A 19,822-nucleotide genomic window follows, 5' to 3' on the forward strand; every position below is an offset into this window, starting at 1 on the left:
ACGCTGTGCTTATAGAAAATGTCATAATAGATTTGTAAACTTACTGCTAAACAACACTCCATTCATGTCTCCGACACCGCAAGAGACCCAAACCGGCCTGGGAATAACCGCTCCTCCAGCCGCATCTGAACCGGAAGTTCCTCAATCCAAGAAATCGAAAAAGGATAAAAAAGCCAGTAAAGGGGTGGAAACGTTGTTTCGCACAACAATGTCGAACCATATGAAACTCAGCGAGATGGCCGATAGAAAGGCCAACCTGATGATTTCGATCAACGCCATCATTGTTTCCATTACTATCTCGGCCTACGCCCGCAAATTCGATGCCCCGGATAACTTGCTTATTCCCAGTTTGCTCTTATTAACAGTCTGCCTCGTTACAATTATCATTTCGCTGATTGCCACTAATCCAACCATTTCGCCAATAAAAAAGTGGGGTAGTCTACCTGAGAATCGCCCAGTTGATCTCCTTTTTTTTGGCTACTACTCCCAGCTTTCTGTCGATGAGTATCGCCATAAATTGCGCAAACTGCTTGGCAACGACGAAGATCTGTATAACAGCATGATTGATAATATATACGCACAAGGTCAGGTGTTATCCCGAAAATATCGATTGCTCAAATACGCCTATCAGTTTTTCATGCTCGGCTTCTCTGTCGTAGTCATCTCGGTTGTGATAGCCTTGCTCGTTACTTATTATAGCTAACTCCCCTTGAACTCTTAATTGCGATACCCGATTTAGCATTCTGCTTAAACATAGAATGCGCTAGCGTTGGTTTATTGATAAGCGCATAGAATTCATCCAGGTACTTTACTGTACGTTTCACGTATGACTTATCTAATCGGATATCGTTCTGATACAGCGCATAGAGTTGGGGTTTCACCTGATTGAACTTGTCGAACACTTGCTGGAAAACATCCATTGGATACACTGGCCCCCGATACACTCGCTCCCGAACCGATACAATACCAAGATGCTCAGCGGGCTTGGCGTAAGAAGCTTCTACAATACCAGCATGATCAAAGTCATAAGGCACGGGTAGAGAGCTTGATATACCATTCGCAAACAATCGGATGTTGTGCAAATAGGGCACCGACCAGTCCGTATTACCGATCATGTATTCAAATACCGCAACGGTAGCCATACTGAGCGAATCGGCATAACCCATATTTGTTTGCTTCATCGTATTTGCCTTAACACCATTTCGTTTTGCCAGATCACTCTCATCTTCGAGAAGACAACCCCAATGCGTTTCAGGAGCGCGTTTACCCAGCGAATCAGCATAGGTAACACGAACTAATTGAGCGCGAAAACTCAAATCGGTAAGTAGGTTGTAAAGCTTATAAACCAGGTATTCCCGTACCACACATTCTTCAAGCTGGCAGTGCGTAACCAGCTTGAGTTTATTCTGGTGAGCAAACAGGGTATTTTTGACCTTCTTTTTGGGAAGATCTACGAGCAAAGGAGGAAATGAGCAATTCACCTTACTACGCCGAAAATTACCACGCGCTTTTAAGGTAAGTGGAATGGTATCTGGGCCATTACCATCGTTATAACTTAACAAAGCAGCGTGAGTGACAGGCTTTTCACCCCTATCTTTCATAAGGACGCGCAGATTGGCCGTTAGGGTAAACTCTAAAACACTATCACGATCAAATAAGAGCGTCGACTTTCTGGAGTCGGCAGTAATCTCTTTTGATTTTAATGAGCCAGCGGTTTTCGTACTATCCTGAGCAGTAGCGACTGTTGATACGAGCCATACTGCCCAAAAGAGCAACCCAAAGTGATAGTGTCGTTTCATAGTTTTTTAGTGCAATAGCTACAGGCTTATTTTACAGCAGCTGGCGGGGTTAGGTATTTAGCCAGAAACTTGTAAATCTCTTCGCGCGAATCGCGGGCCAGTTTGGTATCAAGTCGATTGAAGCTGTGTCCTCCCGGTGCATCCTGATAAATCTTGTACTCGAACTTTTTCTCGTGCGCTTTCAGGGCATTAATCAATGATTCAACCTCCAGCACATTTACATCTTCGTCGTTGGTATTGGTGTGGATGAGCAACGGTGTTTTCAGCTTTTGCGCATTCCAAACCGGCGACCGGCGACGATATTCGGCTACATTATCAGAAGGGTCTTTACCAATATGAGTAGCCGCGGAGAATATAGTTCGGTAACTAGCTGGCTTGTAGCCCAATCGGGCAATAATATCGGTAACAGGAACACCCGCATAGGCCACTTTATAGTCTTCAGGATGGTCGAAAATATTCATCAAGGTAATCATACCACCGTGACTCCAGCCAATAATACCTACCCGGTCGGCATCGACTTGGGGCATGTTTTCAACGGCCCAGCGTTTTCCAGCCAGTACATCATCGTTTTCGTAATCGCCATAGTCAATTTGGTTGTAGAATGCGCCACCGTAGCCAACACTACCACGATATTCAGGTGCCAGAATGAGGTAGCCTTGATCCAATAATTCGCGAACGACATGGGCATAAAGTGTACTAAAATCGCCGTGTATACCATCGTGTACGAAGATCAATAGTGGCAGCTTTTTGGATGATGCAAACTTTCTTGAGACAAAGGTGTAAGCTGGAATCACGACTGGGTTATTAGCTCCCTGCCCGGTCGGATTTTTGATTACATGAGGAGGCTTACTCGCATACCGAACCTTATCAATGATGGCCACATCGCCCAGTTTTTGATACCATAATAGATCATCTACACTTTTTGCCAACCCCTGATCTGAAAAGCGCTGATTTTCTTCCAGCATCCGAACACGTTCGTTTAAATCAATTGGTGTAGGGGAAGCCGTTTGCGGAGATGGTACTGTTTGCCCATAGGTAGTAACATGAAGGAGGAAGGAGAATAACGTAACGAGATACAGGTTGTACATAAGTTAGTTGATTAAGTTATTGGCAAAATACTATTGTTTCTACCTAAGCTCCATCATCTAATCTGTTTCTTAAGCAGGAAGGGAAATTACGAATTTTGTGCCTTCTCCCTCCTTACTTTCTACGGTTAATGTGCCGTTATGTCCTTTAGTTACAATATCATACGCCAACGATAAACCTAAGCCCGTACCCTCACCCGTGGGTTTGGTCGTAAAAAAAGGCTGGAAGATTTTGGCCTGGACAGCTTCGGGTATACCTATGCCGTTATCACTAACGATGATCACCGCCCGGCCGTCAACGTAACGAGTACTGACTGTTATAGTGGGCTGATAACTGGATTCTTTATACTGTATATGGCGCTGCTGAGCAGCATAGAACGCATTGGTGAATAGGTTCAAAAACACCCGACCAATATCCTGAGGGATTATGCTAATCTCTCTGAGCGAGGCATCAAAGTCGGTTTTGAGCACGGCATTGAAGGTTTTGTCTTTGGCACGCAAGCCGTGGTAGGCTAACCGCAGATACTCATCGGCCAAGGCATTCAAATCGGTGGGCTCTTTACGACCAGTGCTTTTGCGGGAATGCTCCAACATGCCTTTGACAATACTCGACGCACGATTACCATGCTGACTGATTTTGTGAAGGTTGTTTGATAAATCAGTTAACAACTCATTCTCTAGTTCTTCGTCTCGATCAGGGCCTTTCTTCTGTTCTTCTTTTAACTCCTGCACCAGTTCTACAGATACTTCGGAGAAATTATTGACGAAGTTGAGCGGGTTCTGAATTTCATGCGCAATTCCCGCTGTGAGTTCCCCCAGCGAAGCCATCTTTTCACTCTGAATCAGCTGATTCTGGGTAGACTTCAATTCGGCCAGCGCTTGGTTGGTCTGGTCGCGCTGAGTCTGAATTTCAGCTTTTTGCTGGTGTAAAAGGGAATTTGCTTTTTGCTTCTGACGATTATTACGGTAAACCAGAAAGAGCAATCCCAGAACCAAACCCATTCCAATAAGTGCTCCAAGCAGCAATTGCCGTTGCCGTTGTGCCATTGCCATCTGTAAAGCTTTGTCTTTTTTCAGTAAAGCAATCTGGGTTTGCTTTTCAGACAATCCGTAGTTGTACTGGAGGATAGCCAGTTGCTGCTGCGTATTTCGTCCAGATAATGTGTCTACATAAGCAATGTATTTTTGTTGTGCGGCATAGGCTTCAGCAAACTTATGTTGTGCAGCATATACCTGAGCTAAAATCTCGTTGGCATCTCTGGAGGCTTCCCGAGATCCAACTTGCCGACTTAATTTCCAGGTGTGAAGCCCATAAGCCAACGCACTATCAAGCCGATTCTGCTTGAGATAAGCTCGAGCCACCACCGTTTGAGTCCAGACAACCACATCGGTTTCTGGTATTTTCATTAAAACCGACAGCGCTTTATGAGCTACATTGAGCGCATCCTTATAGTTACCCTGCGCCACATACACGGCCGCCAGATTGCTCTCGGCCTGGGCAGCCAGACGAGGTCTATTTAACGCCTGCGCCAACCGAATCGACTTATCATAGTAGCGCTCGGCCCGCTCAAAATCTTCCTGAAGCCGATAAAGATCCCCAAAACCGTTTAGTGATCGACAAATTCCCTCCTGGTCGTTGGTTCGTTCAAATAATTGAATCGCTGTCGACAGAATGGACAAACCCTGCTGGTAATCGCCTAATATGATATGCAAAGTGCCCAAACGAGCGGTAGTACGAGCCAATAGTTCCAGGTTGGCCGTTTTTTCGGCCAGGCGTTGTGCCTGCAAATCGTGGGTGAGCGCCAATACATAATCACCCCGTTGCGTGTAAAACCAGCCAATTTGGCTCAATACCCGAGCCATACCCACTCGGTCATTCAAGCGCCTAAACAACGCCAAAGACTGATTTAGATAAGGAAGAGTCTGTTGATATTTTTGATAGGTGTCATGCCCAATACCCAGGACATAGAGTGCCATAGCTTCGCCCCATTGGTACTTGAGTTTGCGGGCCAATGTCAGTGCTTCCTGAGCGAGTAAAACCGTTTGTTGCGGCTCATCGCCCCGTACTAAAAAAGCAAGATCATTCAGCCGATTCACACGAATTGTATCTGCCTGTAGGTGGCTCGCGAGTTGGGAACGAAGTGCAATCCGCGCTGAATCCTGCGCCCGTATACTCGTTACGTTCAGCCAGAATACTAGACTAAATAACAGTAGGCGAATAGGCATAAAAGCTAGTTGCAACCTAACTATTAGGCTGGCAATGTTATGGTAAATGTTGTTCCCTCCCCTTCTTTACTCGCTACCTCCAACGTTCCACTGTGCCCTTTAGTCACAATGTCATAGGCTAATGACAGTCCTAAGCCCGTGCCCTCACCCGTAGGCTTAGTGGTAAAAAAGGGCTGAAAAATCTTTTGCTGTACTGCTTCGGGAATGCCCGTACCATTGTCGCTGACAGTAATTATGGCTTCTTCGTTAGCACAACTCGTACTGACCGTTACGGTGGGTTGATAATTAGAATCCTCCCCTTTTTTCTGGCGTTGCTGTACAGCATAGAACGCATTGGTAAACAGATTCAACAGTACCCGGCCAATGTCCTGAGGAATCATACTAATCTCACCCAGCGAGGCATCAAATTCCGTTTTGAGCACGGCATTAAAGGTTTTGTCTTTAGCTCGTAATCCATGATAAGCCAATCGCAGGTATTCGTCAGTCAACGCATTCAGATCGGTAGGTTCGCGCTGACCAGTGCTGGCGCGGGAGTGCTGAAGCATACCTTTGACGATAGACGAAGCTCGTCCGCCATGATGACTGATTTTCTGGAGATTCTGTTTAAGGTCAGTCAATAACTCAGCCTCCAGTTCAGTATCACGCTCGGCCTTGGCCTGTTCTTCAGTTAATTCATCAATAAGCTCGATACTCACTTCCGAGAAATTATTGACGAAGTTCAGTGGGTTCTGTATTTCGTGGGCAATCCCAGCCGTCAATTCACCCAAGGAAGCCATTTTCTCACTCTGAATCAATTGACTCTGGGTTGCTTTTAATTCAGTGACCGTTTGCTCCAATTCTTCTTTCTGGCGGGTAATTTCGGCAGTTCGTTCAGCGACCAAGTATTCCAGTTCGTTCTTCTTTGCCTCAATAATGCGCCGTTGTTCAAGTTCCTTCTCATGCTCCAACTGCGCCTTGGCCAACGACTTTTTCTGGTTATTCGCAATGACAACAAACGTAATAAACCAGATGATTGCGAATGTAGATGTTGCATCTACATAGTCATCATTGGCTTTATAAAATTTAGGAGCTAGATGATCCAATAAATCCCTGACAATGAGGATAAAGGAATAAGGTGCTATAGCCAGTAATAAGGTTCGGGCAGGCCGGAATTCATAGAGTTGCGAAATGGTATAGACAATCGCAAAAATGATGATCAACTCATACCAGATTAGCCAGGGATCTGGAAATATCTCGCCGAGTGCCATCAGGATGAGCCCAGTAAGCCACACCTGCTTTAGATACCTGTCCCAGTTGGGTAGTCGCGTTTCCGTGTCCAGAAATTTCCGGAGATAGCGAATTACTGTGGCAGCAACACCAATGGCTATAAACGATTCCCCATCTGACCAGTTCATACCTGCTCTTTGTTAGTATTGATCGACTGACGGGCAATGAGTTCATTCTGCCGGCGAATGCGTCCCGATAAACTCCTGACGATGCTGCGGAGGACTTCGCCCCGTTCCTCCATCAGGTCGAAGAAATCGTCCTGGTCAATACGTAGCAGTCGAACATCGGTAATCGCTTCAGCAGTGGCAGACCGAGATTCGGTATCCAGCAGGGCCAACTCCCCAAAGAAATCACCCCGACCGAAACGGGCCAGTTCTGTCTCACCATCCAGAATTACAACCTCGCCCGTGTAAATCACATACATACCTGAACCCAAATCACCTTTATGAAAAATGGTCTCGCCAGCAGTATGTTGCTCTTCTTTCATAATCGGCGTGATGCTGGCCAGCACATTTTCGGGGGTTTGCGAAAACAGGCTGGTTTGCGACAACAGCAATACGCGGTCGTAGGCTGCAATCTGGTCAGTTGAATGGGTTGAGTGACTCATAAGCAAAGGCGATAAGGCAGAAAAACGAGACGCTAACGATTGACGAGCTACTGATGCTTCGTCAGAAGGTAAATTCCGCAAGACAACACTTACTGTCCAGGCCGAAAAAACGCTTTCGCCCATGCGCAGGATAAATGCCCTAATCGGTTCAGAATCATGAAACGTGCCAAGTTCTATGTCAAGAATACGAACCTTTTCGGGCCTGGGCAAATCGTCGACCAATACTTGTAGTGTTTGATAGGTAGCTCTCGGAATCAGATTGTCGAGCATTTCGAGCGCATTAGCCCGTCGTTCGCGAGCAGGGTGACTAATACCCATACGCGCGCCGGCAATCGTATCTGAATCATAAAGCTGCGTGAGAATATCAAACAGTCGCTGAAGTATGACCGACAATTCATAATCAAGCGTTTCGGTCAAATCGGCATCTGTTAAACTTCCGTGCATTAGCCGTTGTGCCAGCAAAACTTCCTCGTGCATCAATGCGCGAAATATCGCATCGTCGCCGGGTTCATTCGGGAAACGACGTAAGGCTCGTAGAGCCACTCCGCGAACCTGTAAATTAGACTCCTGAGCCAGTTCGTTTAGAAGCTGGCGACTTTCTGGCGAATAAATAGCCCCACAAATGGCAGCTATTCGTTCCAGAATCAATTGGTCTTTCGTTGACCGGCGAACCCGGCGTAACGAAGGAATTAGTTCTGGCCCACGCGCTTTCAACGCCTGTACAACAGAACGACCAATGGTTTCGTGGATCAGATTATCAAGCAAATACTGAGTCAGGTCTTTATTGGCCAAATGCCCCGCGGCTGAGATAGCAGCCTTTTTTACATCAGTAGTTAAACTGGTAAGTCGCTCGCTTACGATAGGCGCAAAATCATTCAGGCGTAGAACAGAGATCAGATTCAACGCCATTTGCTGATGCGTTGGATCTTTATCGGTAGCCAACTGTTTCAGGCTTGCCTGAGCGGCAGCATCATGTGGATTCAGCTCCAGGATACCTTTGATAGCTCCTTGCCGAATGTTCAAATCCGTATGATTGATGAGCGGAGCAAGTTCCGATGGCTCAACATTGATTCGCCGGCCTAACAAATAAGCCGCCTGTTGACGCAAAGACGGTTCAGAATCGGTCAAGGCAATATGGGTCAATTGCCGAATAGGAGTTGGCGGATTGATATGCGTTATGGTAGCCAGTGTTCGCCGACGAACGTTAGCATCGGCATGTGTCAGTAATGAAGGTACCCGTTGGCTCAGTTCAACAGGATTATGGGCATCGAGCCAGCCAATGGCCATCAGTACATCTTCTGCTTTTGAACTCTGCAACTGCTGAATGAGGCTCTCCTGAGCTACAGTCGGCATAGCCAACTGATCACTTTCCAAGAACCGGCGACCAATAGCATCATTAAGTTCATGTAGGTACCGCTTGTAGGTATGACGCAACAGCCAGACAGCCCCAGCCAGCAACCCCACCCAAACCAGTGCTCCACTCGATTCGAGCGTTGTGTGGAAAACGAAAATCAAAAAACCTGCTACGCCTAGCCCTATTGGTTCGTACAATCCTTTAGCCAGTGTATGACCTTTCAAGCGTTGTGGCGGTAATAACGGCTGAAACAGAACGAGAAACACGGGGTCGAACAAAGCCCGACGCACTACCTCAAAAATTAAGTAAAGGCCACAGAAATAGATAAGTAAAACCGTTTCGCTGGTAGGGACATAATGCAGAATAATCAGGCCTGCCAGACCTATCAGAGCTACCCATGGTAACACCAGTAACGACCGTTGTACGCCAAATTGGTCCAGTACCTGTCGTGATAGCAAGAGTTTGACAAGCATGGCCACCCCATAGGTCAGTGCCAATACGTAGCTCACATACCGGATCACATCAGTTTGGTCGTGAAATCGGTGTTTTACATTGATGAAGAAGTTGTATTCTATTTCGGTCGCTACGGCAGCTAATACGGCCAAGCTCAAACACATATAGAAAATGAGTTCGCTGCCACCAAATCGCTTCCCAATTAGTCGCGAAGGTTCCCGACCAACAGCCCGACCCGATCGTTCGGGGGCATGCACATCGTGCGACTGAATGGTTAGACGAAGCACATACAAAGCAGCAAAAAATGCTCCAAAAGCAACCAGCAAGAGCCGAAGTACATCGGCATGAGCATGGACCAGAGCTGCCAGGATAGCTCCTAGTGCTTTGGCGGGCATATCGCCCGAGCTGATCACGCCAAATAGCCGCTTACTTTGCCGCGTATCAAATACGACTGCCGAAACGCCCCAGAATTCAAGATTTGTGAGTAGGTAGATGATTCGGTAACCTGTCATGATTGCCACTGCAGCTGCCACCGAATGCCCAACAATCACCAATATACCAACAACCACGGTCATCACAACGGCCGCTATCAGCACTCGTACCGCTAAGCTTCGCAAAGCCAGATGGTGCTCGTAATAGGCATATACCCTGCCCACCCCGATCATAGCTAACGCGGCCACGACATAGGCGACAGGCAGACTGGTTTCGGGGTGATTTTCAAGTAAAATAGCATTGGCAGCCACGTAAATCAGAATAGTGCCAATGCCTAACAGAAAATTATGAATAAAAAATAACCTCACTGTCCGACCTTCCTCCGGCCGAATGCCTAATGCACGCTGCCATCGATGAGCGGGGGAAGGAGAGGATTGATACGTAGCGTCGGGACCAACGGTCATAAGTAGGTTTCGGGACACGATTTATCGTCAAATATACACAGCCATCCATCAGAAGACGACTGTTTACTGCTCAATATCCCATTAGACCTGCCTATCTTATCAACTTCCCCATTGGCAATTCATCGTAAAAAGGGGATCTCTAAATTAAATTCCTTACCTGTTCTATTTCTACCAGGAGCTACTTTAGTATCTTATCTGTATAGCCTTTAGACCTTGTTAAAGGATTCTTCACTGGATTGATTATTGTGGGAGTAACTATCCGCTAGTTCTCAATTGAAAAATCTATTTTTGGTAATAAAATTAAATTTTTAGTTGTTGTATACATAAAGGAGCGATAAACAGAGATCAGTAGGATAAAAACAATAAATTTTGGGCAAACTCTGAAACTGAATACGCTACCTTTGTAAGTCAAAAACAACGACGAGTCTCCGTCATGGATCAGTACTCATATATAGCCAATTCCGATGCGGCTTACGTAGATCAACTCTACCAGGCTTATAAGCAAGACCAGCAGTCTGTTGATGAAAGCTGGCAACAGTTTTTTAAAGGATTTGAATTTTCTCTTACATACGGAGAAAAAGCAAATGGCAATGGCGGACCAGAAAAACCAGCCGGGGCTACTCCAAATGGGGTTTCAGCGAACGGCAATGGTCAGGCTACGGCTAGCAAGCCAACTGATGCAATTCACGCCGAAAAAGAAGTTTCGGTGGCCAGTTTAATTAAAGCCTATCGGTCGCGTGGCCACCTGCTGGCGAAAACAAACCCGCTAAAAGCGCGTAAGGATCGCCAACCACGTATCGACTTACCCGATTATGCACTCACCGATGCCGATTTAGACACGGTATTCGATTCAGGCAAACTGCTCGGCATCGGGCCAGCTACGCTACGAGTCATTATGGAATCGCTACGCAAGATTTATGCTGGCGAGATCGGCTTCGAGTACATGTACATCCGCGAACTGGATGTAAAAAACTGGCTGCGGAACAAAATTGAGAAAGAAGCCCTCGTTTTTTCACCTTCGCTCGATGAGAAAAAACGTATTCTCGAAAAACTAAACGAAGCCACTGTTTTCGAAAACTTCTTAGCCACTAAATATTTAGGGCAGAAGCGTTTCTCGCTCGAAGGGGGCGAAGTAACGATTCCTGCTCTCGATACGATCATCAATCAGGCTTCCGATATGGGCGTTGAGGAAGTGATGATTGGTATGGCGCACCGGGGACGGTTGAACGTATTGGCCAATATTCTTGGTAAATCCTACGAGTCTATCTTCGACGGCTTTGAAGGAAATGTACCCGAAGAAGTTCACGGCGACGGTGATGTTAAATACCACCTTGGCTACTCAAGCCTGACCGAAACTAAATCGGGCAAACAAATCAGCGTAAAACTAGCGCCGAACCCATCGCACTTAGAAGCGGTGAACCCAGTTGTAGAAGGGTTTGTACGGGCACAGGCCGATGAAGAATACAAAGGCGATTTCACGAAAATAATGCCAATCCTGATTCATGGCGATGCAGCTGTAGCAGGTCAGGGCATTGTTTATGAAGTGACACAGATGGCTAAACTGGCGGGTTACGAAACCGGTGGAACAGTCCATTTTGTCATTAACAACCAAATTGGTTTCACAACCGATTTTGAAGACGCGCGGTCATCTATCTATTGCTCCGATATAGCCAAGATCGTTGATGCTCCTGTTTTCCACGTAAATGGCGACGATCCAGAAGCGGTTATTTTCTGCGCTAAGCTGGCGGTTGAATTCCGGGAGAAATTTAAACGAGATGTATTCATTGATATGGTTTGCTACCGACGCTACGGACACAATGAGTCTGACGAGCCGAAGTTTACGCAGCCTACGATGTACAATCTCATTGATAAGCATGCAAATCCGCGAGAAATCTATAAGGATCTGCTTATCAAACGGGGTGATGTTGATGCCGAACTGGCACAACGCATGGATACAGAATTCAAGAAGCAGTTGCAGGATCGACTCGACCGTGTAAAGCAAAAAGAAGAGATTCCGTACAAACCTCTTCGTCTGGATCGTGACTGGGCCGAACTTCGTTTCAGCGAACCAGTCGATTTCGAAAAATCACCCGAAACAGGCATTTCCAGTGAAACACTGGAAACGATCGGACAAGCGCTGGTTAAGCTTCCAGAAGGTTTTAAACCCCTGAAGCAGATTGACAAGTTGCTGAAGGATCGTCAGACGATGTTGACGGATACCAAAATCGTTAACTGGGGTACCGCTGAGCTGTTAGCATACGGCTCCATTCTGCTCGAAGGGAAACCCGTTCGGTTAAGTGGTCAGGACGTACAACGAGGCACATTCTCACACCGTCATGCAGTATTGCACGACGCTGAAACAAATGCGACTTATTCATCGCTCGACTTTATTAAAGAAGGACAGCCGAAGTTCCAGGCGTATAACTCGCTCTTATCGGAATATGGTGTATTAGGCTTTGAGTATGGTTATGCTATGGCTACACCCAATGCCCTGGTTATTTGGGAAGCTCAGTTTGGGGATTTTTCAAATGGTGCTCAATTGATTATCGACCAGTTCATTGCCGCTGCCGAATCGAAATGGGGTATTCAGAATGGAGTTGTCATGTTGCTGCCTCATGGTTACGAAGGCCAAGGCCCTGAGCACTCAAATGCTCGCCCTGAACGGTATTTGCAGCTCTATGCTGAATACAATATGACCGTAGCCAACATTACGACACCAGCCAACTTATTTCACATAATGCGTCGGCAGTTGGCCTGGCCTTTCCGAAAACCATTGGCCATCATGTCGCCAAAATCGTTGTTACGACATCCGAAGTGCGTTTCTCCGATTGAGGATCTGACAAAAGGTGCTTTCCAGGAAATAATTGATGACAGCTACGCACAAGCGAAAAAAGTAAAACGGGTGTTGCTGTGTACAGGAAAAGTGTACTACGATCTGCTCGAAAAACAACAGACTGACCAACGCGACGACGTAGCCATTGTTCGCCTGGAGCAAATTGCACCGCTACCTAAAAAACAGCTGGATGCAATTTTAGGACAGTATAAAAAAGCAGAAGTGTTCTGGGTGCAGGAAGAACCCGAAAACATGGGTTACTGGTCCTATTTACTTCGGATTGGCATAAACTTGCCAATTATTTCTCGCGAGGCAGCTTCCTCACCTGCAACTGGTTACGCCAAAATACATACTAAGGAACAAGCCGATATCGTTCGGAGAGCGTTTGAATAAATTCAGTTGTAAGTTGTAAGTGATTAAGTTGTAAGTAAACTCGTTAGCACTTACACTTAGTTACTTACAACTTGCGCACTTACAACTCAATATATGGCCGTTGACATGAAAATCCCTCCCGTGGGGGAATCCATTACCGAAGTAACCGTTGGCACCTGGTACAAAAAAGAAGGTGATCACGTAAAAATGGACGATGTTCTTTGTGGACTCGACTCCGACAAGGCTACGTTTGAATTAACGGCTGAAGCGGATGGTATTCTGCATATTCTGGCTCAGGAAGGGGATGTCCTGCCTATTGGTGCCAGCATTTGTACAATTGATGATGGTGGTAGTGCACCTGCTCCGTCGCCAGCGGCCGAACCTGCGAAGGCTGAAACTCCTAAACCTGCCGAACAAGTGGCTCCGGCACCTACACCAGCAGCTGAGCCCGTAACGGCTCCAGTTAATACTGGTGCCAGTGTTATTGAGATGAAAGTTCCGGCTGTCGGTGAGTCGGTTACAGAAGTTACAATTGCTTCATGGAGCAAAAAAGATGGTGATCAGGTCGCGCTAGATGAAGTATTGTGCGAACTCGAATCAGACAAAGCCACATTTGAACTCCCTGCCGAAGCAGCCGGAACACTCCGGATTGTAGCACAAGCGGGTGAGACACTCCCAATTGGTGCCTTAATTGCTAAAATTGAAGTGGGTGCAGGCGCTCCGGTCTCGGCAGCTACTCCGGCTCCTCAACCGGTAGCCAGTACACCAGCAACAGAAACTCCTTCGTCAAACGGCCAGAACGGTTACGCGGCTCATTATCCATCGCCAGCAGCCGCTAAAATTCTGGACGAAAAAGGCGTAAATGCCCAGGAAGTTCAGGGTAGTGGTGTAGGTGGACGTGTCACGAAGGAAGATGCCTTAAAAGCGTCGCCTGCCCCAGCACAGCCTGCTACACCTCCGGCTCCCGTTGCTCAACCAGCAGCGCCCAAACCAGCTGCTTCTGCGCCCGCACCAGCTCCTGTTGCTGCGGGTGGACGCAATCAGCGCCGTGAGAAAATGACGTCGCTACGTCGGACAATTGCCCGTCGGTTAGTTGCGGTTAAGAACGAAACGGCCATGTTGACTACCTTCAATGAGGTAGACATGAAAGCCGTTATGGACTTGCGGAACAAATACAAAGACAAGTTCAAGGAGAAAAACGGTGTGGGCCTCGGCTTCATGTCGTTCTTCACCAAAGCCGTTTGTGTAGCGCTGAAGGACTTTCCGGCAGTGAACGCCCAGATCGACGGCGATCAGATGGTTTTCAATGATTTCTGTGATATTTCGATTGCGGTTTCGACCGATCGGGGCTTAGTAGTTCCTGTTATTCGGAATGCAGAACAGATGAGTTTCGCACAGATTGAAAAAGAAATCGTTCGACTGGCTGGTCTGGCTCGTGATAACAAACTGACCATCGATCAAATGACGGGTGGTACGTTCACGATTACCAATGGTGGTACGTTCGGCTCGATGCTTTCGACACCAATTATCAACGCTCCTCAGTCGGCTATTTTAGGCATGCACAACATTGTTGAACGGGCTGTGGTCATAAATGGTGAGATCGTTGTTCGGCCAATTATGTATCTGGCTCTGTCCTACGATCACCGTATCATCGATGGGAAAGAATCGGTTAGCTTCCTCGTTCGGGTGAAGCAGATTCTGGAAGATCCTGCTCGCATGTTGTTTGACATGTAATAAATAATAGAACGCAGATGCCGCAGACTAAACTGATTTACGCTGATAGGAATCTTTGTAAATCAGTTTAGTCTGCGGCATCTGCGTTCTATACCTCTTCTACGTAATCCAGATCCTTTTTAAAGGTTTCATCCAGAAAGCTTAGCGCAAACAACGCAACTACCAGTGTTACAACACCCACCGTCAGCGCACTGTAGACTGTTCCTAAAGAAGGCTTCAATAGTGTAAAAAGGGCGCTTAGTGGAATAGTGGCTCCCCGAACAAAATTGGGTATCGTAGTCGCTACAGTAGCTCGAAGGTTCGTACCGAACAACTCTGCTGCAATTGTCACAAACAGCGTCCAGTAGCCGTTAGCGAATCCAAGGCAGACACAAACGACATAAAACAGGGTAATGTCGTGCACTGGCGCCAGCAAATAGATTAGCATAAATACCAGCGAGACCAGCATAAATAGTCGAATAACACGCTTTCGACTTTGGAGCGATTGGCTTAGCAGTCCGCTAACGATATCGCCCAATACCTGCCCCGAAAAAGTTAGCATGACCGCCTTGCCCGCTACGACGGGAGCACTTAGACCAAGTGCCTTACCAAATTCTGGCGAGAACGTAATCAGGATGCCAACGACAAACCAGATGGGTAGACCAACCAGAATACACTGCATGTATCTGGAAAATCGTTTCTTGTCGGATACAAGCATCAGTATATTTCCCCGAGGCAAAACTCGCTGTTTCGTCTTTGCAAACATGCCTGACTCCAGAACATTAAACCGCAATACAAGCAACAGAAGTCCCAGCCCTCCTCCGATGAAATAAGAAATACGCCAATCGAACAGGTCAGCCATGAAGTAAGCCAAGATCGCGCCTAAAACGCCCATTGTGGCTACAAGCGTAGTGCCATATCCGCGAATCTGCTTTGGTAAAATTTCCGTCACTAAGGTAATTCCAGCGCCTAACTCACCCGCTAAGCCTACACCGGCAATGAATCTTAATAACGCATATTGATCCAGAGACGTAACAAAGCCATTGGCAATATTAGCCAGCGAATAGAGCAGAATAGAGCCAAAGAGGACTGAAAGGCGCCCTTTTTTATCGCCCAAAATACCCCAAAAAATACCGCCAACCAGCATTCCCGCCATCTGTATGTTGAGTAGGAAAAGTCCCTCGCTTAATAAACGGTCTCCATCGACACTTAGGGCTTTTAAGCTAGGCACGCGTACTACACTGAAAAGGAACAGGTCATACATATCCACCAGATAGCCAAGAGCAGCCACCAGCACAGGTAATTGTAGGAGTTGGCCTAATATTGGACGATCCGCTGAGGTTGATTCAGACGATAGTAATGGCTTCATTGATTAGAATAAGGGGGAGTCTCAGATAGGATATGCTAGCCCATTTCTGTCATCCTGACGTCAGGAGGGATCTCAACTTATATAATAGTCAAGCTTGAGATCCCTCCTGACGTCGGGGTGACAGAAAAAGTGTGAAATGACTACAAACTAATTATTTACACCTTTTCCGGCACGACAAACGGAGCCCGATATTTGCGGGTAAGCATCTGATTAGCATCTTTATCGCCAATAAACACTTCGTTTTTCGGATCGAAATGCAGCGTACGACCTAATCGATAAGCGATGTTGCCGAGGTGCGCAATACCTGAGGCTAAATGAGCGGTTTCAACGGGACCATTCTGCTTCGATTTATCCCGCGCCCGAACGGCTTCGATAAAGTTAGCATAGTGATCTCCACCCTCTTTTCGCGCTGGGCCAGGTGTACGCTCTTTACCCAAAAAGGTTTTATAGTCATCATAGCCATTGATAACCATGTAGCCTTTATCGCCATAGAAGATATTACCAATTTCAACGCCGTCTTCCTTGTTCGTCATCCAGGGGCGAACTTCAAATTGAATCACCTTACCTGATGACGGATATTTATAAACTGAGGTGAGCGTTTCGGGGGTTTCCTTACAATCTTTCCAAAGAAATTTGCCACCGCCTGAAGTGATTTCTTCCGGTAATCCTACATCCAATCCCCACATGCAAAGGTCGGTTTCGTGGATACCCTGGTTCCCAATGTCGCCGTTACCGTAATCCCAGAACCAGTGCCAGTTATAGTGCACATAGTTTTTGCTGAATTCTTTCTCCTGTGCTGGCCCCTGCCACATGTTCCAGTTTAGTTCAGACGGAACAGGAGAAGGTCCTTTGTTACCAATATCTGGCCGCCATTTAAAAACCAGTCCTCGTGCCATATAGACATTCCCAATCAGGCCATCGCGTAGGTGCTTGATGGCTTCCTGAATAGCTACGGAGCTGCGTAATTGCACCCCATGTTGCACAATCCGGTTATATCGGGTAGCCGCTTCGATGAGTTTACGTCCTTCGTGAAGATTGTGCGCACCGGGCTTTTCTACATAAACATCTTTCCCGGCCTGACACGCCCAAATAGCTGCCAGCGCATGCCAGTGGTTTGGCGTAGCGATGCTTACTGCATCAATATTTTTATCATCATAGACTTTCCGGAGATCATCTACCATCTGGACTTTCCGGTTGTATTTTTTCTCAAATTCCGAAGCTCGTTCCTGTAGCACATTGCTGTCTACATCACAGAGGGTGACGACTTCCACATCTTTCTGCTTAGATAAGCCCTGAATGTGATCTTTACCTCGACCGTTAACACCGATAACGGCCATCCGAACGCGATCGTTGGCCCCGAATGCATGTGCCGGGATATAGGTAGGCAGGCCAATAGCGGCCAGCGAACTAACAGCGCCTGCCTTGAGGACATCGCGACGGGAAACTTGTTTGGGGTCCATGAATTTGAATTGGTTTAGGAATTTATTTTTCTGACAGGATTTACAGGATAAAACAGGATTATTCGTTGTCTTAAATCCTGTTTTATCCTGTAAATCCTGTCAGAAATACTTCTTCTGTAAAGGGAGTAATCAGGTAAAACTAATCGAAAAGTATAGCCTGATTATCAAATTCTTACAATCGTGGTATGGTCATACCTCCATCAACCATAATAACCTGGCCGGTTGAGTAGGGGAAATTTCCCCGTGCGAGAGAAGCTACTGCCAAACCAACGTCGTTGGGCTGCCCCCAGCGTTTCTGGACGAACAGACCCTCTTCGATCAGCTTATCATATTTGGCCGTAACACCCGCCGTCATATCGCTTTTTATAACGCCCGGCCGAACTTCATATACTGGAATATCGAACTCACCAAGTCGGGCTGCAAATAGCTGCGTTGCCATACTTAGTCCCGCTTTAGCCACACAATACTCTCCTCGATTCACCGAGGCTACTGTGGCCGAAACAGATGAAACATTAATGATACAGCACCAGAAATCTGGCTGTTCCGTCTTCTGTTTAATCATCCAGTTAGCCGTCGTTTGTGTCAGAAAATAAGCTCCTTGCAGATTGGTTGACAACACGTACTGAAAACTTTCTTCGGTTGCTTCCAGAATATCGCGACGTTCTTTTGGCGCTACTCCTGCATTATTTACTAGTACGTTCAGCCGACCAAAATGGGCTACAATACGTTGCACCATGTTGGCCCGATCCTGCGTTGAAGCAATATCGCCCGGACAGTAAATCACGTCGCTCCCTCGACGTCGAAGTGCCTCAAGTGCCTCATGAACGGCTGCTTCCGGCCGAACGCCGTTTATAGCCAGATCGAATCCAGCGTCGGCCAGATGTTCAGCAATACCGTATCCAATGCCTCGGCTACCACCTGTAATTAGTGCAACGTTTTTCACAGGCTTTCTTTTATCGCTTTAAGCTGTTCGGCTTCGGGTCTTTTTTTGTAGAGCGGATCTAGCGGATAACAGCCTGAAATCAAGCCATTTCGTGGAGCCGTTGTGCAGTCTGAAAACGTGCGGCATATCAGATTTCGGACGAGTGAATGGCCGGCAATCATATCGGCAGGCATAGTTGGATAGGATAATACCATCCGTCCAAAACCTATACTATCGGCCATGCCCTTTTGCAATACAGCCTGTGCTACGTTGGGAAGCCATTCCTGCAAATACGAATAGCCTGACCCAATAATTACCAATTCTGGGAAAGCCTGTTTCAACTCGTTCGTTACGTCGATTTGCCGCTTTACCCCAATCAGTGGGTCTTCAGGAGGCAGATAGCCGTCAGATGGCGGAAACAGAGCGGGCCGCATCAGGTGTGGATTGTAGTAGGGACTTCCGCCCGTGATGCACACCAATTGTATGCCTAGTGATTCCGCCAGCGACAGAAATGCTTTCGTCTCGGTTAGGTCAACTCCAAGCCCATTGGATTTTCCTCCAAAAGCAAATGGATATTGCTCCGCTGATTCAGGAATGCCCGAGCCAACCGGCCCCTTTTTGAATGGCAGCATATCAAACGCACTCAGGCGAATACCGATTTCTAGTCCTGGAGCAGCCTGACGAATACCCGCAACGATGTTTCGCAGATAACGAGTACGATTCTCGAACGAGCCACCATATCGCCCCTCCCGATTCACGGCACTCAGGAATTCGTGGCCCAGATATCCGTGACAATGTTTTACATCGACAAAATCAAAGCCCGCTTTTTGAGCAAGGACAGCTGCTTCAACGTATTGCTCAATGATCTGATCTATTTCCTCATCCGTAAGCGTAGGATAATCGGCGGGCATACCGAATTTGCTATTCAGGAACGGATGGCTGTAGAGTATTTTTGCTTCAAAAGCTTTGTGGCTCCTGGGCTTACAGAAACGGCCTGAATGCGTTAGTTGAAGGCCAATCAATAAATCGTCGGTTTTGCCAAATGCATCCGTGTGTTCTTTCAGAATAAATTCCCGCAAGTCAACAAAGTCAGAAAACGTATCCGTATTCAACACTAACTGATTCGGGTTGGCTTTTCCAGAATGACAGACTGCCACAGCCTCGCAACCAAACAATAATTTGGCTCCACTAATGGCGAATTTCTTCCAGCGATTTCGAGTAAAATCCGTCGGACGACCATCAGTAGTGCCGTCCCAGCCTTCCATCGGTAAAATGCAAAGACTATTGCCAATCGTTTTGCCCGACTTGAGTTGAATAGATCGGTTGAACGGACTTTCAGTTGGAGGTAATAGTGTATCATCAAACGGCAAGTTGATGTCATTCTTTTCCAGATAATTCCGCAAGTCAACAGCCGTTTTTAGCTGGGCCATGCGGGGAAATGCGGGTTTGTATTTTTCGCTCATCGAG

12 protein-coding genes are annotated in these 19,822 nt (G+C 46.9%); 3 read left to right on the forward strand and 9 right to left on the reverse strand.

What is annotated here, in order from left to right; genetic code table 11:
• The first annotated feature begins 64 nt into the window (after positions 1-64).
• A complete protein-coding gene (locus tag GO755_RS06345) occupies positions 65-703 on the forward strand; it encodes a Pycsar system effector family protein (protein WP_198174767.1) in 639 nt (212 codons plus the stop codon).
• On the opposite strand, the gene GO755_RS06350 is transcribed toward GO755_RS06345, so the two are convergent.
• The 5 genes from GO755_RS06350 to GO755_RS06370 form a co-directional block, all read right to left on the reverse strand.
• Positions 687-1,799 carry a hypothetical protein gene (locus tag GO755_RS06350; protein ID WP_157583883.1) on the reverse strand — a complete coding sequence of 371 codons (1,113 nt, stop codon included), beginning with the start codon at positions 1,797-1,799 and terminating at the stop codon, positions 687-689. The two genes, GO755_RS06345 and GO755_RS06350, sit on opposite strands and share 17 nt — an antisense overlap.
• Before the next feature lie 26 nt (positions 1,800-1,825).
• Entirely contained in the window at positions 1,826-2,887 is a 1,062-nt protein-coding gene (locus GO755_RS06355) for an alpha/beta hydrolase family protein (RefSeq protein WP_157583884.1), read from the reverse strand.
• A 69-nt stretch (positions 2,888-2,956) separates the two neighbouring features.
• A complete protein-coding gene (locus tag GO755_RS06360; protein ID WP_157583885.1) occupies positions 2,957-5,110 on the reverse strand; it encodes a tetratricopeptide repeat protein in 2,154 nt (717 codons plus the stop codon).
• 23 nt (positions 5,111-5,133) lie between these two features.
• Positions 5,134-6,504, reverse strand: coding sequence for an ATP-binding protein (locus GO755_RS06365; protein WP_157583886.1), 1,371 nt, complete (start codon positions 6,502-6,504; stop codon positions 5,134-5,136).
• Positions 6,501-9,704 (reverse strand): cyclic nucleotide-binding domain-containing protein, encoded by a 3,204-nt coding sequence (locus tag GO755_RS06370; protein WP_317165805.1) that lies wholly within the window; start codon positions 9,702-9,704, stop codon positions 6,501-6,503. The genes GO755_RS06365 and GO755_RS06370 overlap by 4 nt, the downstream gene beginning before the upstream one ends.
• A 415-nt stretch (positions 9,705-10,119) precedes the next feature.
• Here GO755_RS06370 and GO755_RS06375 point away from each other — a divergent pair, with 415 nt between their 5' ends.
• Positions 10,120-12,912 carry a 2-oxoglutarate dehydrogenase E1 component gene (locus GO755_RS06375; protein ID WP_157583887.1) on the forward strand — a complete coding sequence of 931 codons (2,793 nt, stop codon included), beginning with the start codon at positions 10,120-10,122 and terminating at the stop codon, positions 12,910-12,912.
• A 93-nt stretch (positions 12,913-13,005) separates the two neighbouring features.
• Complete coding sequence (gene odhB, locus GO755_RS06380) at positions 13,006-14,625, forward strand: 2-oxoglutarate dehydrogenase complex dihydrolipoyllysine-residue succinyltransferase (protein ID WP_157583888.1); 1,620 nt, start codon at positions 13,006-13,008, stop codon at positions 14,623-14,625.
• Positions 14,626-14,713: 88 nt separating this feature from the next.
• Here the strand turns inward: odhB and GO755_RS06385 are convergent, their stop codons facing one another.
• The 4 genes from GO755_RS06385 to GO755_RS06400 form a co-directional block, all read right to left on the reverse strand.
• A complete protein-coding gene (locus tag GO755_RS06385) occupies positions 14,714-15,973 on the reverse strand; it encodes an MFS transporter (RefSeq protein ID WP_157583889.1) in 1,260 nt (419 codons plus the stop codon).
• A 155-nt stretch (positions 15,974-16,128) separates the two neighbouring features.
• Positions 16,129-17,433, reverse strand: coding sequence for a Gfo/Idh/MocA family protein (locus GO755_RS06390; RefSeq protein ID WP_157583890.1), 1,305 nt, complete (start codon positions 17,431-17,433; stop codon positions 16,129-16,131).
• 172 nt (positions 17,434-17,605) lie between these two features.
• Complete coding sequence (locus tag GO755_RS06395) at positions 17,606-18,376, reverse strand: 3-ketoacyl-ACP reductase (RefSeq protein WP_317165807.1); 771 nt, start codon at positions 18,374-18,376, stop codon at positions 17,606-17,608.
• Positions 18,373-19,818, reverse strand: coding sequence for an oxidoreductase (locus tag GO755_RS06400; protein WP_157583891.1), 1,446 nt, complete (start codon positions 19,816-19,818; stop codon positions 18,373-18,375). The genes GO755_RS06395 and GO755_RS06400 overlap by 4 nt, the downstream gene beginning before the upstream one ends.
• Positions 19,819-19,822: the final 4 nt, after the last annotated feature.

It is taken from the genome of Spirosoma arboris, assembly GCF_009754945.1.
Classification (GTDB): domain Bacteria; phylum Bacteroidota; class Bacteroidia; order Cytophagales; family Spirosomataceae; genus Spirosoma; species Spirosoma arboris.

Bases quoted from the DNA above. Each gene is read 5' to 3' on its own strand.
- GO755_RS06375 (WP_157583887.1), top strand. From the start codon at position 10,120: ATGGATCAGTACTCATATATAGCCAATTCCGATGCGGCTTACGTAGAT.
- GO755_RS06345 (WP_198174767.1), top strand. From the start codon at position 65: ATGTCTCCGACACCGCAAGAGACCCAAACCGGCCTGGGAATAACCGCT.
- odhB (WP_157583888.1), top strand. From the start codon at position 13,006: ATGGCCGTTGACATGAAAATCCCTCCCGTGGGGGAATCCATTACCGAA.
- GO755_RS06365 (WP_157583886.1), bottom strand. From the start codon at position 6,504: ATGAACTGGTCAGATGGGGAATCGTTTATAGCCATTGGTGTTGCTGCC.
- GO755_RS06355 (WP_157583884.1), bottom strand. From the start codon at position 2,887: ATGTACAACCTGTATCTCGTTACGTTATTCTCCTTCCTCCTTCATGTT.
- GO755_RS06390 (WP_157583890.1), bottom strand. From the start codon at position 17,433: ATGGACCCCAAACAAGTTTCCCGTCGCGATGTCCTCAAGGCAGGCGCT.
- GO755_RS06360 (WP_157583885.1), bottom strand. From the start codon at position 5,110: ATGCCTATTCGCCTACTGTTATTTAGTCTAGTATTCTGGCTGAACGTA.
- GO755_RS06350 (WP_157583883.1), bottom strand. From the start codon at position 1,799: ATGAAACGACACTATCACTTTGGGTTGCTCTTTTGGGCAGTATGGCTC.
- GO755_RS06400 (WP_157583891.1), bottom strand. From the start codon at position 19,818: ATGAGCGAAAAATACAAACCCGCATTTCCCCGCATGGCCCAGCTAAAA.
- GO755_RS06385 (WP_157583889.1), bottom strand. From the start codon at position 15,973: ATGAAGCCATTACTATCGTCTGAATCAACCTCAGCGGATCGTCCAATA.